The sequence below is a fragment of the Marinobacter vinifirmus genome (assembly GCF_002258215.1).
GTDB lineage: Bacteria > Pseudomonadota > Gammaproteobacteria > Pseudomonadales > Oleiphilaceae > Marinobacter > Marinobacter vinifirmus.
Map to the genome: position 1 here is coordinate 1 of NZ_NEFY01000035.1, position 15,236 is coordinate 15,236.

The following is a 15,236-nucleotide window of genomic DNA, read 5'->3' on the forward strand; positions in this document are numbered from 1 at the left end:
TGGTCACAAGGCCTGCGCCTGGCCAACCAGGATCTGTGACCACAACTATGGACACAAACAACCCCCGGCCGATCGCGCTGCGTGTGACCAAATACCTATGGGCACAATCTCACCCGGCCCGGGCCTCCGCGGTGTGACCACTCCCCCCCGCCCCTCGCCTGCGAGGGGAGCGATTCGCCATCTGTCGTCAGGGGTGCGGGACATGCGGCCTACGGCCTCCCTTCCCGCTCCCCAGCCTGGAGCGTATGGGTCATTACAGCCGCGTCAAGGGGCCGTGTCCTCGCCTCCGGCTGTGGGCCGCACCTACCCCTTGACACGCCTTCCATTCCCTCTGAAACAACCTCACAGCCCCATTCAGCCACCACCAGTACCAAACACACCACGCCCGTACCAGGACAAAACGCTTTGGCCACACCTGGTGGCCATCGAGGACGCTACTTTGTGACCACCTACCCTTGGTCACAGATCCAGCTCGCCGGCAAGCTGCTTCAGTGACCAAAAAAAAGCCGCAAAAGCGGGGTTTCTATTGTTCCAGAGCGGCCAGCTCAGTTTCTAAATTGCGCCTTATGCCAGCAATTGCCTTCACCAGTTCAACAGTGGTCAGAGTGTCCGCTACGGCTCCATGAGCGGTTCCCTGCCACGTTATCCCGGCAGAATATACAGCATTCGCCAAAGAGATTGAGCCATGCCGGTTTGTCGTGCCAAACACATCGGCGGCCAGGTACATTGCGCAATATGTTTTCAGTTCGCTAACCCACTCTACAGGTTCACCGAACGCAGCAGCGGTTTGACGGAACATGCGGGTATCAAAATCAGAATTGAAGATAACCAGTGAGCGGCCACAGAGGATTTTTCGAACCTGGGCCGACACTTCCGGCCAGGTTGGTGAGTTTGCTAGAGACTCTGCTGTTATACCGTGTACGCTCTCGGCTTCAGGATCTATCGGCACAGTTGGCCGTAGTCTTGTCTCAAATAAAATTGTACCCTCGGCGTCACTGATAGCCAGCTCCAAAATCTGCGCTTTGTCACCGAGGCCGGTTGTCTCGGTGTCCAGGAAAAGCGGGTTTTCATTAAGCCAGTGGACAGCTCTGCATGACACTTTGGCTTCGTGGCTTTTCAGCTTCGCCTTGATGGCCAAAATTGCCCCGGCACGTATTTGCTTCACGCTCGGCGGTTTGGCACTACGGGCTTTCATCGGTACGCAATCAGAAATCTTATAAACACCAAACTCGCCGCCGTAACCGTTCTTGTAGAACGCCACAGGCTCGGCGTCAGGCTTAGGCTTCATCCTAAATTCATCCCGAAGGCGGCCTTTTGAAAAGCATTGATCCTTTTGGATGGCGGCGGCACGGGCCGCTTCCAACTCGTCTTTGTAGATTTCTTCCACCCCGCCCCCTTTATTGGTCACGAAATCGCTTACCTGGTTGGCCAATAGTGTGACCACTATTCCAGCTCTGCCAATGCTTTATTCAGTGTTACCCGCGACACGTCGAAATGGTTGGCCACATCTGTTTTCGTCATTGTTGGATCGAGCAACATTGCTTTTGCTCTTCGCACATCAACCTTAGTCATCTTAGGCTTACGACCACCTTTGCGACCTCGCGCCCTAGCAGCGGCTAACCCCGCTTTAGTTCGCTCCTGGATCAATGTCCGCTCAAATTCGGCCAGTGCCGCAAAAATATGGAATACCAGCTTTCCACCGGCTGTTGTTGTATCAATAGATTCAGTCAGCGACCGGAAGCCGATGCCTTTACCTTCCAGTTCGGTGATGATTTCAACCAGGTCTTTCAAGCTGCGCCCTAGGCGATCTAGTCGCCATACTGTAAGCGTATCACCAGCCCTTAGCGTATCGAGGCATCTTGATAGCTCTGGACGTTCTCTTGATGCACCTGAAAACGACTCCTGAAATATCCGCTCACACCCTGCTTTTTCTAAGGCGTCAGTTTGAAGAGCATTATTCTGATCCGCTGTGGATACACGCGCATAGCCGATATTCAATTGATTTCCCCAAACTCTAAATCACAAGGCCCACACTTAATTGAAAGTGCAGGTTTCCCCCAAACGTTCACCCCACAGCCAGGACATGAGTATTTTACTTTATTTCGGCTGTCCTTCATTTCTTCCGGCAGAACGAACGACTCTTTATCGAAGAACTCTACTACCGCCGTGGTTAACTTCACGGCAGAGGTGCTTGGCAAATCATACGCCTGCACCAGCTCCGGTACCGGAAGGCTACAGCCTTGCGCGAACCGATCCACCCAGGGCAAATCGAAGCGGCCACCTGATACCAGTGAATCGCATTCCTTCAGGAAGCGGCCACCAGGTATCGGATAGTCACTCATCTTTTCGCCGGTTTTCTTACCGCCTGGCCTGCCTGTTGTGGACGGCATAAGCCCCACGGCTTCCATCATGTCAGCCCATTCCTTGTTGTGATAACCCCTCCGCCCCGGCTCGCCATAGCAAAACTGAAGTAAATGGCACTGCTCATGCACCAGGGTTTGAAATACCTCTATCAACGCAGACTTACCCACGTAAGTTGGATTGATAGCGATTTCATGACAGGTCTTACCATGCTTCGATACCCACCGCTCCGGCGAGAAGTACCCCATCACGCCCTTCTGTCTCTGCGCGGTGAAAATAACCTGCGGCAACTTGCTGTCAAATAAGGAGCTATTGAAATGCTCATAGGCGGCCTGTAGCGCCCCGTATAATTCGGATGTTGGCTGCATCATCTAACATTAACCACGCTTTTTAAATGCCACTATGCAGCCCACAACGATAACTAGAATCAATATTGCCAGTCCTGGCCAAAATAAATAATCATCGTGTGCTTTGGTTGCTGGCCAATCTGGCAATGTGGTTCCGCCTGCACTGGCGACTAATAAACTAACCATGTTTAAAACAGCTTTTTACTTTGGTTTGAATTTCTCTGTCTAATAACAGCACGGCGCACAGCCGCAGTTTCACCTTCCAGATTCATGACTTGTTGCTGCTCCTGGGTATAAACCCGGACATTCTTTGCTGACGGCAAAGAACCAATGAAGCTTACAAGATTCTGTGTATTCTCAGACATTTGCTTAATTCCGGCCATAGCCAATCCCCTCAACATTTTGCTTTATTCATTCCAGTTCATCCGCCACCTGACAGTGAACGCCACAATAACCACCACAGCAGCAAATGCCAGCAACGCCGGTTGTGTAATGCCAAGTGCTTCAAGTGCTGCTCTTACAAACACTGCATTTTGATAGGGCATAATTCCCCCTTTTTAATTGCATTAATGACCAACATTAAGCAGTAAGGCCAACTAATGGACAGATTACAATTAGCTTGCAGCTTGATAATGCCAAACGTTAAATGACACTACGCCAAGAGACAGCAGTACACGTTCAGCATCACCTAGCGTATCAAAACTTACAGGGAGTCCAGCATCATCGCCCAAAACAATTGAGCCGTGCTGAGGGCCGACAAAGCAAATGCTATATGCACCTTCTATCGTAGTGTTGTAGTTAACACGAGCACTACCTAATGTAGCTAAGCTTTTACGCACATTCTCTATTGTCATTCGCATACTCATGATGACTTACTCCCGTATCACTCTAGTTACTTTTCAAAACCAAATCGTTTTACTGTTTCCACGAATTGTGGGTCAGCCTCCAGATAAGCCGACAACAGTTCTCCATGACTAATGTTGCCCCTACTAAGAAAAATCTCATTCTCGATTTCCGAGTTCATGAATTTAAGCAGTATGTTGTATTTGTACTCTGTCATATTTGGAAAATTATTCATCGACGCTTTCCTTGTTGATTCATGTAAAGAAAAGGAACCTAAACTTTACATAGATAACTTTACACGAAACTTTACAGTAATCAAGTAAAAAAAACCGGAATATGCTCTCCGGCTCAAAATGTAAAACAAACGGTCGTTAACTTTACAATCCGCATTGGTCACTGAAGCATCTCGCCGGCTAGTTGGATCTGTGACCAAGGGTAGGTGGTCACAAAGTAGTGTCCTCGATGGCCAACCCATGTGACCATTTAAAAGTATTAGTCAAGTGATACAGGTCATCATCAAGCCGCCTCAGCGCCTTTTCCAGCGATACCAGCCGCCCATCCAGCTCGTCGTACTCCTTACCCCGTTCAATCGCACTTAGCACAACCTGCTGCTTTTCAGGATCAGCACCAATGTACTCGAACTGCCGCCCCCGCTCATCGGTCGCGGGTCTTACTATCCGAAGGTACCGGCCCTGTTTGTAATTCGGTGTTCCGTAATCAATACCGGCCTTTTTCAAAGCATTCTGCTTAACCTTCAGGCTTTCTATTTCCCTGACAACCGCTTCGTACTGAGCTTGTATTGATGCTAATGATTTTAAGACTTTCATGCTTCACCGCTGGTCACAAATAAAAAATAACTCAACAACAACTGTGACCATTATAGCCATTGGTCACACAAAGCGCAACCAGGTTATAAAAATTGTGACCATTTATTTTGGCTCTGTTGTACTTACGTGTTGTTAATAATAATTGGCATCTTCTGATGCCAATGTCTGCTACAGGTAAATAATTTTCGAACCGTCGATTCTGAATACTTTCTTCCGTATTAGATCTTTAAGGATATTGTCAACTTCAGTGTCAGGTATTCCTCCTTGAAACTGAAACATAGCTCGAACAAAGTTTTTCATGGAGCTCTCTTTGGACGGTCTACTTTTTAACACTCGCTCTTGAACACTCGACATGACTTGAGCTTTTGTTGGGCTTGCTGACTCTTTTACTTGGGTTTTGGGCTTTTCCTTCTCCATCGCTTGCACAGATGTCTGAATTAAATATTGTGCCAACTTCATTTTCTCAAGTTGAGTCAGGTTTTTACATGCTAATTTAACTACTTCGTAACTCATTTGCTCACCTCATAAGAAAGCATTGATAATTTAAGATTGCACAGCTTCTCTTAGCCAGCGATCTTCCTCACCATAGCTTTTATCTTGCATCCATATATACCATGCTAGATAACGGCTAAGGTAGGCAGTACCAACTCCACGAAAACGATCTAACCATTCCTTCCAAAGACTTATAAATCCGTTTACATGTTGGATGTGATACACACCATCTATAACTCGACCATCTTGGGCTATGATTCGCTTATGATCGAGGTTTACATTCAGCTCTTTTACGATACTTTTGTATGAAAGGTTGCCGTCTGTACATAGACAGCAACCATCTGTTAGTAAAGGCGATTTTGTTGATCGGCTAATCGGCCCGGTCGCTACCAAACTTTCTCTCAAGATGCCTTTGATGATCCACATCTGTCTGTTCAGTGATTTGGTACCGTGCGCATTCAAGACGCCCAACAGAAAATGCCACGCGGTTGATTGAAATGCTATTATCGCTATATGTACCAATATAATCATTCAATTCATCTAAAAGTAAAACCCCCTTCGGTCTTTTTGTCTTGAATTCTGCCGTTCCGGTGAATACAACTATCGGCCTAATAATCTCAGGTGGTAGAAAATCTAAAATATTTTCGACTGTTTTAAAGTGTAAAAAATTCTGTCTAAGTGGATTTTGAAACGAGTTCTTAACCTTGAATATTACCTGAGTCCATTTTGGTGAGTTCTCATTTGCGAATATCCAGCCTGAATAATGTTTCACTTCGATAATGAAAATTCCGCGCGTGGAAACCAGAACATGATCTATTTGCGTTGTTCCATTAGTAATAGGTAACGTCAGATTATTTAATAAATGGTATCCTTCACCCGAAAAACGTTGAAGCAACGCTCGCCTAACAAGCGCTTCACCATGATTAACTGCCGATACTCTATGCAAACGCCCTAGAACATAGCCTACAACGAAAGCAAATATACAAACGGCTACAGCAAAGAAAAAAAATATTGAAATTTCCATCACTAACCTTAAAAGGGTACAAATTTAGACAACCGGCAAATCCTCTGGCCAGGCGAGGAATTTACCAAACTTTGGGTGTGCTTTTTCTTCTCCACCCATGTTTACCCCGAACTCAGTGAGCCGGTATTCGTCGCCAATCTTTTCAACGTACATTGAATCTACCAGCTTCTGCATGAACTCATCAGTTGAGCAACCATGCTTTTTTGCCATTTTCGACGTTGATATTTTGGAAGGCTCCGGTGTGCTGTCCATTTTAGGTGGATATACTTGTTTACCCATAGTGCCCACTGGCGTGGGTTCTGGTGCTACCACTGGTGCCGGTGTTGGCTTGCCTGCAATGGCGGCGAGAACCAGGGAGCGCAGATCGTCTATCACATAGCTTCGGCTGTTCTTAACTTCCAACAATGTTACGTTTGCCGCCTGGCAAGCTGCTCTGACAAACGCATCACGTTTAGCCCTATCTGATCTCTTATGCGAAGCGTCATTCAACTCGATGCAGCAGGCAACGCTCATATCATCTTTCCGGCAAACCACAAAATCAAAGTGCTTCTGCTGGATCTTTCCTCGCATGATCAAAGCCTGCTTTTTCTCAAGGCCTTTGCGCACCTTCAGCACATCACCAATACGCACTTTAAACGTTACCACGTATCCGCTTGGGATAACTTGCTCCAGGGTCGAATAGAAAAATCGCTCAGCGGCGGTCAGCAAAGGGCCAGCAGCTTCGTAAGGGTAGCTACTGGAACGTGCTGAAGTTGCTATAAGGAATACAAGAAAAAAAATGGCCGCGATCAACAATGCGGCCAACAACATAAACATATCCATTAACAGTCATCCAACCATTAAAACCAGCTCATCGGTGCCACAGGTTCAACAGCTTTATCAGCAGCTCGTAATACGTCTGCCACCGCTTTGGAACCGGCCACTTCTGCGCAACTGTGAATAGAACGAATCCGCTCTAACGGTTCTTCCATAGACTCATCCAAAGGGCCATGACAACCCTTGCGATAACCGGCCACCTGCTCTAACCGGGCCGGGTCACTCCCTGCCCAATTAGAAAGATAAGCCTCCCGCACACTGTCAACAGCTTTGATGTATTGGGTCATCTGGCCAACGACAACAACAACCAATAACAAAACAGCAATAGCCGAAAACTTTAAGGTTGCTCGAATGGTACTACCAACTGCTAAACCGGCCTTACCGGCAAAACTATCGCCCCCGTAAAAAAACTCATGGGCAGTATCAATTATTTTATTTCTATTCATTTTTGCATTCCGTCATAACTGGCCAACCCACCTTTCTCAGCAGCCCTTGGTGTGAGTGACCAACGTAGCATCCCGGCATGGAGCCAGACTTCACGGCCAATCAGTACGCACCCGGAGACAGAAACAACAACCAGGACGAAAACTGGCATCGAGGACTGATAAATACCAACAATCAATAGCAGGAAGATACCTATCAGCAGATTAAGCAACCCATTAAAATCACGCTTCACACTTCCCCCTTGCATCCTTTTTTGCAAGCTCCACTATCTCCGCCTTCTCTTTATCAGAAAGAAATGCGATTGCTGAACTCACTTTAAAACCGGCACCGTGCAATGACGGTTTTCCTCGAAAACCTACAGCAGGCAAACCAACTGATACTTTTCCTGCTTCCCACTGACTCTTAACAAACCCATAGAACATGACCTACTCCTTCTTTCGTAATCGAGGCCGGTACTCTCCCCGGCGAGTCACACCACTAGGCAGGTGTCGCTACCGCTAGGCCTGGGCAAGCGGTAATCCATTACCACTAATCGCTCAGCGAAATCACCACACTGCGAATATCGTCCACACTTTCAAGCCAGGCTGAAACACCATAGTCACCGGCAACAGCCAGTGTATGTTCGGTACCTGAGTTGAAGCACGATCCGCTAATGACTGCGCTGGGCATACAGAAAGGTTGAGTAACTGACTTCCACCCCTCTCCAGGAACATACTCTGAATACTTGGTATGACTGGTGAACCATTGAGCATACATTTTGCCGTCACCGCCATTAACCAGGACAGGGTTTGCAGCACCTGAGTCAAACAGCGTTTGCACGTCACTTATGCCTGTGGCGCTGTATGTCACGCTTTTCAGGTCGTGATATACGGCCACGGAAGATTGTTCTTTATGGCGCCAGGCGATATGCAATTCATCATCAATGCCTGATACAGCGATATGGCCAACATCATAAGGAAGGTCTTCAATCTGAGGCACTGCCTGCCACTCGCCACCCGAGCTGGCTGCCGCCATGACCGAGTAATAGCTGTATTCATCCAGCTCCGCCCACACCAGTACATCGTTACCGTCAAATGCAGTACCAACCACACTGCCTTTCAGCCCAGCCGAATCAACCTCTTTGGTCGTGGCCATCAAACTGGTTAGATCCAGGTTTGCGACAGATAGGCGGTCATTCTCAGCGTCTACTGAGGCCAGATAACCAACGAATACAGAGCCATCACGCTCCCAAATAGCGACATTTGCGTCTGCCTTAACATCCCCTGCCACGTCAAACACAGCGCCCCAACTACCAGTGTTTGCGTAATATGCAACACCCTTTAACGCTATAGTGTCCTCACCTGCTTGCTTCCACAGCAACACCGCGTCGCCGTTTTCCAAGGCCATCAATTTAATTTCGCTGCACGGCTCATCAGTTGATTCAACAGAGAAAGCAGCAGACCATGATCCGCCCTGGGGAACATAATCAGCGACATAAACCGAGGTTGTAACGCCATCATTCTGCAACCAGGCAACGTGGCCCACACCGTCTGCCGATACAGCCAATTGAGGTGATGGTGTAAACCGCTCCACTTCACCAGTAAAGTTCCAACGGGTATTGACGAGAACCGAATCAATACCGTCATCGAGCTGACTAATCTGAAGAGCCTCCCGTTGACGTTCAGCCTCCGGCAAATCAGCTCGCAATACCGACGCAAAGACAGCCGAAGGCTTGTCGTCGGTCGCGGCTTCAGCCCAGGCGGCCAACACAGTGCCGTTACTTAAAACACTAACAGTAGGGTTGTGGGCCTGCCTGTTGGGGTTGCTTAACTGGAAACCCGGTGTCCAGGAACGAGCCTGGTACGGCGGCGGATTCTCCGTTCCTGGATTACCAGGGGGATTCCCGGCGCTAGGTGGAGCTGAAGTAGAATCAGAGCTGCCGTCTCCGCCACATCCCACTAGCGCCATTGAAATAACCAATGCCAAGGTAGTTTTTTTCATTTAAAAAATTCCATAAAGAAATAATAACCAAGCGGCAACTACTAAACCTGTAAGGCCATCAAAACCGCCATCCATACGTTTGATGTTCCAACCTTCAATCGTTGTAGTGATTTAAAGGGTGCCAGAACATATTGGGGTCATAGACAACATTGTCGTCATCTTTGACATTGGCCCGGCTAGGGGCCGTTACTTCCCGCCCCTGGTAATTAACAATCACGCGATAAAGCATGAATGCCAGGAACAGACCAAAAAATATTGCAATCTTCAGCATGATAAACCTCCATCGCTTTTATCCGGCTTAACTCAGCGGAACACATAGCGATTAGAATATGAGCAAAACGCTCCTAAACCGTACCAGGTGGCCAAACCAAACATTACCGGCAAAAGAACTAACCGGCCCTGATCAAGTACACTGAGGCTCGTCCACAGGCTTTCAAATGGCAGCAACTGCGAATAAACCATATACATATCGACAACAATCAATGCCGTAGCAACACCGTAAAGAACCATCAACACTACAGCCGTCTCGAACACCTCTCTCAACGCTACTGCAAGCTGAATTACCGCTTTAAAATCATTCATAAAAACTCACTGACTTGTTGTTTATTGTTGCCAGCTTCTTCGGTGGTCAGAGTGTGGGCTTGATGTGGTTGGCAGTGTGGTCATGGCTGTGGTCAACCAGTGGTCGGTTTACCGTCCACGGTTGTCCATCAGTCTGTCCATACGTCCGAAGGCCATCCACACTAAACCCATACACCTCAACGAGCTGTCCACCGCTATTGATCAAGATGACCGATAGTAATGGCCTCCAGCACTCCGCGACTGCTGAGAACCGGCTTACCCTCATAAATACCAGGTGTGAATTTCAGATTACGAATCACGAAAGTCACCCGGATACCAGAAAACGGGTCTTTGAATTGCTTCATTGACTCCGCCCACTTTCTCAGTGTAGAGCCAACTAGCAGATCACAGTTCGTAATGTCGCCTTCCCATTCACCCCGGTCATTTCGACGCGCCCCCTGTATCAATCCCGCCCGAACAAAAAACAGCGTGTCGCTGTCTTTTGCATGACTGCGGATCTCATTGATAAACCCGCTACAGGTTGTCACTGAGTCATTCGGAAAAACCGGATTTTGAAAACCCTTCCGGTCATCCTTTTTCTGTTGCTGTTCGCCTGCTTGAGGCTGGCTACCCACTTCCGGGAAGTCGTCATAGGCGTCAATCGGGGGCTGATTCATATCGTTCATCTTGGGTCTTACTCCTATTTAGGTTGCTTTAATTTTGCAGCCGCCTTTCGTTTTGGGCGACTGCTTTGGTTCACATATGTGTCGGGTTTCCAGTTACCCAAACCATCAATCACAACACGTTCAGCACCCAATTCCGCCAGGAAGTTAATCGCCGTATTAGGTGATCGGAAAACTCTTGGCGACTTCCTCTGTGTGTACAGCTTGAAGAGGGTTTTACCCTGCTCCACTAACACTTCAAAGCCACTCGGTGTGCCTTTCAGAACGACTGCCGGCTTCGCTTTCACATTCAGCAGCAATGCCTTGAAAAGGCGTTGCTCTATCGGTTCAAATTCGTCACACATTGCGCGGCTGAAAAACCAGGTATTCCTTCGCTTGGCGCGGCTTCTTGCTGCGATTCGCATGAGTCGGGCGCTGAATAAAGTAACGCTCCCCGTCACGCTCAATCAGCTCCCCGGATTTCACCTGGCCAAGCATTTCCAGGCATTCTGTGGCTTTTTTGCGGTACGCATCAAAATCCACATCACTGGGCACCCGCATGGAAATGATGCCCACAACGTTTTCGTTGCGCAGTGCGGCCCAGCACTTACCTAAGCTCACACTGTTGTCTGCCGGTTTATCTTCACCATAACTTGCATTCTGTTCTGACATTACTTGCTCCAATTCTTCGCAATATCATCTTTCAACGAAACGACTGTATCCGCCTCAACCCTGAAGCTCAGCTTTTTATTGCCCAGCTCAACGGTCAACATGAATTCGTCGTTATCCAATTCCAGGCGCACCGCTGAGGCCTTCTTCGGTTTAGGTGGCACATCATCGCCCTGGGGCGGCTTGCCTCCCTTTTTACCCTGTGCCCCCCCTCCGCTGTCCTGGTTCTCTTTGGCCTCCTTCTTGGCCTGTTTTGCCTCGCCAGCCAGCTCTGTGCTGGCCTTACGAAGGTTTGTCTCAAGCTCCCCGCTACGCCACTGATCAATCAGTTCAGCCACTTCCTCGGGCTTGCTTTCAGCGGCTTTAGCCAAGTTATACAACACGTCAACATCCTGCGTTTCACCATGCGTAGAAAGCCCTGTAACCACTGACGGCGCATCTAACAATGCAAGGTGCTTTGATAGCCGCCCAGGGCTGACATTCAACAGCTTTGCTGCATACGCCTGATCCTTACCTTCAACTCGGCATATATCTGCCACCCGCTTCATGGCCATTGCATTTTCAATTGCTGGGATCTGCTCCCGCTGGTTGTTCTCGTCAATCTGCATTAACAGCAAATGCAGCTCGTCAACATCACCACTACGTATGATGGCATCAACAACACTGACCTTTTCCGAATCCCGGATTGCTCGCCATCGGCGCTCACCCGCAATAATCGGATAGGTGCCATCCGGCAGGCGATCACCTACCAGTATCGGCTGAAGCTGGCCATTGCTCTCAATGCTTACCCGCAACTCATCAATTCTTTCCTGGTCGAAAGTCTTGCGAGGCTGGTTCGGATCTGGCACGAACGCCTCAGCAGGCAACGACAAATAACGGCCCTCAGACTTTGCGCGGCTTACCAGCTCGTCAGTACCAGAATCGGCCAATAGGTCTGTAATATCGACCTTTGGCTTCTGGCCACCCTTGCCCTTGTTCACCTGCTGAGAAAACTTATTGGCCATTACCAACCTCGACACGCTCAATGAATTCCTTTGTGAACTCCATGTACTGACGCGCCTGGTCGGAATTCTGTTTGTATTCCGAGATAGACTTACGCATCGCGTGAGACTCTTTCACTTTTGTCGATTTGGTGATCTTCGTCTTGAAAAGATATTCACCATATTTCTCAACCAACTGGTTGTAGAAATGCTCTTCAACAAGTACCCGTTGGCTGCTGACCTCGTTCGCCAAAATACCCAACAAAGACAGCCCAGGATTCAGGCGGCGCTTGGTGTTAGTCGCCGTTTTCATCTGCTCATCAATACCAGCCACACTAAAATCCTCCAGGTGTGTCGGAATTACCAGGTAGTCGGCTGTCATATGCGCCGCAGTCTGCAAGGTGCCAAATGACGGCAAGCAGTCGATCAGGATGTAGTCGTACTGATCACGAAGCGCTTCAATCTTCTCTTTGAAATCGAAAATCACCTCAAAGGGTTTCGTAGAAACCTCCGAAAGGTGCTTACTTGCTCCAATGACATGCAGATTTTCAATAGCCGGTACCGGCCTAACTTCAGCCCCTTCAATGTACAGGTTATAGGCATTCGAGCCACCAGGCGCTGACGCCCCGGCACCATCCCACTCAACAATTTCAGGCGGCAGCTCATCCCCAAAAATAGCCATCGTCAGATTACCTTGAGGGTCGTTGTCGATCAGCAAAACCCGCTTGCCCATGTAAGCCAGGTTTTTGCCCAGGTTAACCGTTACCGTGGTTTTACCAACCCCGCCTTTCTGATTTGATACCGCTGCAATTTTTGCCATTTGTGAAAGTCCTCAATGTTGATTAGCGACCCCACACAGCAGTTGGATTACCAACAACCCCTGACCTTGCCGAGGTGCGCTGTATGATGATTGCAGTATAGGTCTTTTGATTTATCAAAGCAAGCACTTTTGATAAATCAAATATACTTTACTTGATGGCTCGAACGAATGGTACTACCACACCTTGTCTTGGTGGTACTCCACCGTCGGGTAGCTCAATGATACCTTCGATGAACCGGCTTTCCTCCACGATTGACGAAAGATCCTCAAGACGTTTAGCGCACTCAACCACTTGCGGCCACTGACGATACAGCTCTACCATGTTGCCCCAGTACGGCGGCACCGCCATATCTGGCACGGTAGCCCACTCCTGGGGTAGATTTTCAGGGCACTCAACAAGGCATGTCATCGCCTGCACCCCTACCCTGGTGTATTTCCAGGCTTCATAAACAGCATTTACATACTCTGTCCGGGAACCAACTTCAAAAATGAGGTCTTCGGGAATCCCGCTAAATCGAATGGTTATAGCCATAAACCCTCCTGCTAAACCGCCTGAATATACCCCATTTTGACAAATCACAACAGGGGTAAATGACAAAGCAAAAGAAATAAAAAAGCCACCCGAAGGTGGCTTTCTTGAAGGCTAATGTCCACTACGGGACGCTACCCTTAATACTCACTTGGTAGAAGGAACGTTGTCACGCTCCGATCTGCTTCAGTGATAACCCATAACCTTGATTCCGGCATATCCGAAAGGTTGTAGGCTGAGAAGATACGGCCTCCGTGAATAACCGCGTCTTCATTTGTTGCCTTGTCCTGGTCACTCAGATCACCCCAATCGCCATGAGCATGACGACGAAGATACTGAATGGGTTCAAGACCATGCTCCTTCATCAACTCAGAAACACCGCGAGTCATAACGACTGCACCAAGTTTGAATTTCAGAACACCTACAGGCTTCTTTACTGCGTTTTGCATAGCTTCATCCAACCCCTGAATAGGCCGAGGTGCGCCTTGCGCAATATTGCGCGATTACAGTGGGTACCAGACCGAAGCCCACCCCACTAAACGAGTAACTTCACTACAGGCACGTTACAGAATCCGCTTCGTGCTGACTTGCCGGTTAACTCGATTATTTTGGCTTGAACCAAAACGTCAAGTATCCCCTCATTTTCGCTATAGTCCTTAATTGCAGTCTCTCCCTCCTGAAAAGGGAAATCAGGCAAACAGGCTGTAGCGGTCAGAACTGGCGCACCATGATGGATACCCATTTCACGATTGCCAGGGCTATCAGCGGCGAACAACTGCAAAGCAGGTTGCTTATTGCGAGGATAAGCACGCTTGTCAATCTCGCAATCTATGCCCATGAAAGTAACTGTTTTCATATCTATCTCCAACCCCTGAAAGACCGAGGCGCGTCTTGCGCGGAAGCGCAACAGGTACCAGGCCGAAGCCCACCCTGTATAAGGAACTATCTTACTCGTCCTCAGCAATAACGCCAACAGTGACTGCTTGAATTGGGCAAAATGTAGCTTCCCAATCAGTGCAAATCACCCCTGAAGGTTTAGTCTCATTCACTCGGTTCAGGTGAACCAGGTGGTGAGCCACCTTGTGGCTTGTCAGGATGAATTCGACGGCCTCAAATAGGTCTGTACCAGCCGGTACCGGAAACCACAAATCAGCCACATCGACCACGCCCAACGCTCCGCTGGGAGAAGCATCAACAACCTTAGCCCCTCGTTGCAGAATCTGGCAAAAATGAATTTGCATCCACTTTGAGTCATCCTTCTGCACTACTATTAACCGGATTTTATCTCGATTCATCATTCAACCCCTTTAGGTAGAGGTGCACCACCGGCCATAAGCCAGGGTACACTGGCTTATGGATATTAGCGCTACGCAAGGCAGCGCTGCGGTCAATAATAGCTGACGTTCTCTTGTTGGACAATGGAAACTGGTCACAAGGCCTGCGCCTGGCCATTCAGGTTCTGTGACCACCACTATGGGCACAATCTCACCCGGCCCGGGCCTCCGCGGTGTGACCACTCCCCCCCGCCCCTCGCCTGCGAGGGGAGCGATTCGCCATCTGTCGTCAGGGGTGCGGGACATGCGGCCTACGGCCTCCCTTCCCGCTCCCCAGCCTGGAGCGTATGGGTCATTACAGCCGCGTCAAGGGGCCGTGTCCTCGCCTCCGGCTGTGGGCCGCACCTACCCCTTGACACGCCTTCCATTCCCTCTGAAACAACCTCACAGCCCCATTCAGCCACCACCAGTACCAAACACACCACGCCCGTACCAGGACAAAACGCTTTGGCCACACCTGGTGGCCATCGAGGACGCTACTTTGTGACCACCTACCCTTGGTCACAGATCCAGCTCGCCGGCAAGCTGCTTCAGTGACCAAAAAAAA

At 48.9% G+C, this 15,236-nt stretch carries 25 protein-coding genes; all 25 read right to left on the reverse strand.

Annotated elements, in window-relative coordinates; all coding sequences use genetic code 11:
- Positions 1-523 precede the first annotated feature (523 nt).
- On the reverse strand, positions 524-1,432 hold the full coding sequence (locus B9Q17_RS17240; protein WP_244177423.1) for a 3'-5' exonuclease: 909 nt from the start codon (positions 1,430-1,432) through the stop codon (positions 524-526).
- A gap of 11 nt (positions 1,433-1,443) precedes the next feature.
- Positions 1,444-1,998, reverse strand: coding sequence for a recombinase family protein (locus tag B9Q17_RS17245; RefSeq protein WP_094626111.1), 555 nt, complete (start codon positions 1,996-1,998; stop codon positions 1,444-1,446).
- Complete coding sequence (locus tag B9Q17_RS17250) at positions 1,995-2,732, reverse strand: SprT-like domain-containing protein (protein ID WP_094626112.1); 738 nt, start codon at positions 2,730-2,732, stop codon at positions 1,995-1,997. The genes B9Q17_RS17245 and B9Q17_RS17250 overlap by 4 nt, the downstream gene beginning before the upstream one ends.
- A 164-nt stretch (positions 2,733-2,896) precedes the next feature.
- Positions 2,897-3,091, reverse strand: a complete 195-nt coding sequence (locus B9Q17_RS17255; protein WP_154707666.1) for a hypothetical protein — start codon at positions 3,089-3,091, stop codon at positions 2,897-2,899.
- A gap of 24 nt (positions 3,092-3,115) precedes the next feature.
- Positions 3,116-3,253, reverse strand: coding sequence for a hypothetical protein (locus B9Q17_RS18125; RefSeq protein WP_154707667.1), 138 nt, complete (start codon positions 3,251-3,253; stop codon positions 3,116-3,118).
- Positions 3,254-3,322: 69 nt separating this feature from the next.
- A complete protein-coding gene (locus B9Q17_RS18130; protein WP_109251157.1) occupies positions 3,323-3,574 on the reverse strand; it encodes a hypothetical protein in 252 nt (83 codons plus the stop codon).
- A gap of 420 nt (positions 3,575-3,994) precedes the next feature.
- Complete coding sequence (locus B9Q17_RS17265; protein WP_094626115.1) at positions 3,995-4,378, reverse strand: hypothetical protein; 384 nt, start codon at positions 4,376-4,378, stop codon at positions 3,995-3,997.
- Between the two features lie 168 nt (positions 4,379-4,546).
- Positions 4,547-4,891 (reverse strand): hypothetical protein, encoded by a 345-nt coding sequence (locus B9Q17_RS17270; protein ID WP_094626116.1) that lies wholly within the window; start codon positions 4,889-4,891, stop codon positions 4,547-4,549.
- A 349-nt stretch (positions 4,892-5,240) separates the two neighbouring features.
- Positions 5,241-5,894, reverse strand: coding sequence for a nuclease-related domain-containing protein (locus B9Q17_RS17275; protein ID WP_094626117.1), 654 nt, complete (start codon positions 5,892-5,894; stop codon positions 5,241-5,243).
- A gap of 24 nt (positions 5,895-5,918) precedes the next feature.
- On the reverse strand, positions 5,919-6,716 hold the full coding sequence (locus tag B9Q17_RS17280) for a DUF2726 domain-containing protein (RefSeq protein WP_094626118.1): 798 nt from the start codon (positions 6,714-6,716) through the stop codon (positions 5,919-5,921).
- 17 nt (positions 6,717-6,733) lie between these two features.
- Entirely contained in the window at positions 6,734-7,156 is a 423-nt protein-coding gene (locus B9Q17_RS17285; RefSeq protein ID WP_094626119.1) for a hypothetical protein, read from the reverse strand.
- Positions 7,153-7,386, reverse strand: a complete 234-nt coding sequence (locus tag B9Q17_RS17290) for a hypothetical protein (RefSeq protein ID WP_094626120.1) — start codon at positions 7,384-7,386, stop codon at positions 7,153-7,155. Before B9Q17_RS17290 ends, B9Q17_RS17285 begins: the two co-directional genes overlap by 4 nt.
- Positions 7,376-7,576 (reverse strand): hypothetical protein, encoded by a 201-nt coding sequence (locus B9Q17_RS17295; RefSeq protein ID WP_094626121.1) that lies wholly within the window; start codon positions 7,574-7,576, stop codon positions 7,376-7,378. The genes B9Q17_RS17290 and B9Q17_RS17295 overlap by 11 nt, the downstream gene beginning before the upstream one ends.
- A gap of 106 nt (positions 7,577-7,682) precedes the next feature.
- Positions 7,683-9,134, reverse strand: a complete 1,452-nt coding sequence (locus B9Q17_RS17300; RefSeq protein ID WP_154707668.1) for a hypothetical protein — start codon at positions 9,132-9,134, stop codon at positions 7,683-7,685.
- 94 nt (positions 9,135-9,228) lie between these two features.
- Complete coding sequence (locus B9Q17_RS18135; protein WP_154707669.1) at positions 9,229-9,405, reverse strand: hypothetical protein; 177 nt, start codon at positions 9,403-9,405, stop codon at positions 9,229-9,231.
- Positions 9,406-9,437: 32 nt separating this feature from the next.
- Positions 9,438-9,716, reverse strand: coding sequence for a hypothetical protein (locus B9Q17_RS17305; protein ID WP_094626123.1), 279 nt, complete (start codon positions 9,714-9,716; stop codon positions 9,438-9,440).
- 194 nt (positions 9,717-9,910) lie between these two features.
- Positions 9,911-10,381 (reverse strand): hypothetical protein, encoded by a 471-nt coding sequence (locus tag B9Q17_RS17310; protein ID WP_094626124.1) that lies wholly within the window; start codon positions 10,379-10,381, stop codon positions 9,911-9,913.
- A 14-nt stretch (positions 10,382-10,395) separates the two neighbouring features.
- A complete protein-coding gene (locus B9Q17_RS17315) occupies positions 10,396-10,722 on the reverse strand; it encodes a hypothetical protein (protein WP_094626125.1) in 327 nt (108 codons plus the stop codon).
- Positions 10,715-11,029: a hypothetical protein gene (locus tag B9Q17_RS17320; RefSeq protein WP_094626126.1), complete on the reverse strand. Its 315-nt coding sequence runs from the start codon at positions 11,027-11,029 to the stop codon at positions 10,715-10,717. Before B9Q17_RS17320 ends, B9Q17_RS17315 begins: the two co-directional genes overlap by 8 nt.
- Complete coding sequence (locus tag B9Q17_RS17325; protein ID WP_094626127.1) at positions 11,029-12,030, reverse strand: ParB/RepB/Spo0J family partition protein; 1,002 nt, start codon at positions 12,028-12,030, stop codon at positions 11,029-11,031. Before B9Q17_RS17325 ends, B9Q17_RS17320 begins: the two co-directional genes overlap by 1 nt.
- Positions 12,020-12,826, reverse strand: a complete 807-nt coding sequence (locus B9Q17_RS17330; protein ID WP_094626128.1) for a ParA family protein — start codon at positions 12,824-12,826, stop codon at positions 12,020-12,022. The genes B9Q17_RS17325 and B9Q17_RS17330 overlap by 11 nt, the downstream gene beginning before the upstream one ends.
- A 148-nt stretch (positions 12,827-12,974) precedes the next feature.
- Positions 12,975-13,358, reverse strand: a complete 384-nt coding sequence (locus tag B9Q17_RS17335) for a hypothetical protein (protein ID WP_094626129.1) — start codon at positions 13,356-13,358, stop codon at positions 12,975-12,977.
- A 137-nt stretch (positions 13,359-13,495) separates the two neighbouring features.
- Positions 13,496-13,804, reverse strand: a complete 309-nt coding sequence (locus B9Q17_RS17340) for a hypothetical protein (RefSeq protein ID WP_094626130.1) — start codon at positions 13,802-13,804, stop codon at positions 13,496-13,498.
- Between the two features lie 86 nt (positions 13,805-13,890).
- Entirely contained in the window at positions 13,891-14,211 is a 321-nt protein-coding gene (locus B9Q17_RS17345; protein ID WP_094626131.1) for a hypothetical protein, read from the reverse strand.
- Positions 14,212-14,302: 91 nt separating this feature from the next.
- Positions 14,303-14,653 (reverse strand): hypothetical protein, encoded by a 351-nt coding sequence (locus B9Q17_RS17350; RefSeq protein ID WP_154707670.1) that lies wholly within the window; start codon positions 14,651-14,653, stop codon positions 14,303-14,305.
- Between the last annotated feature and the right edge of the window lie 583 nt (positions 14,654-15,236).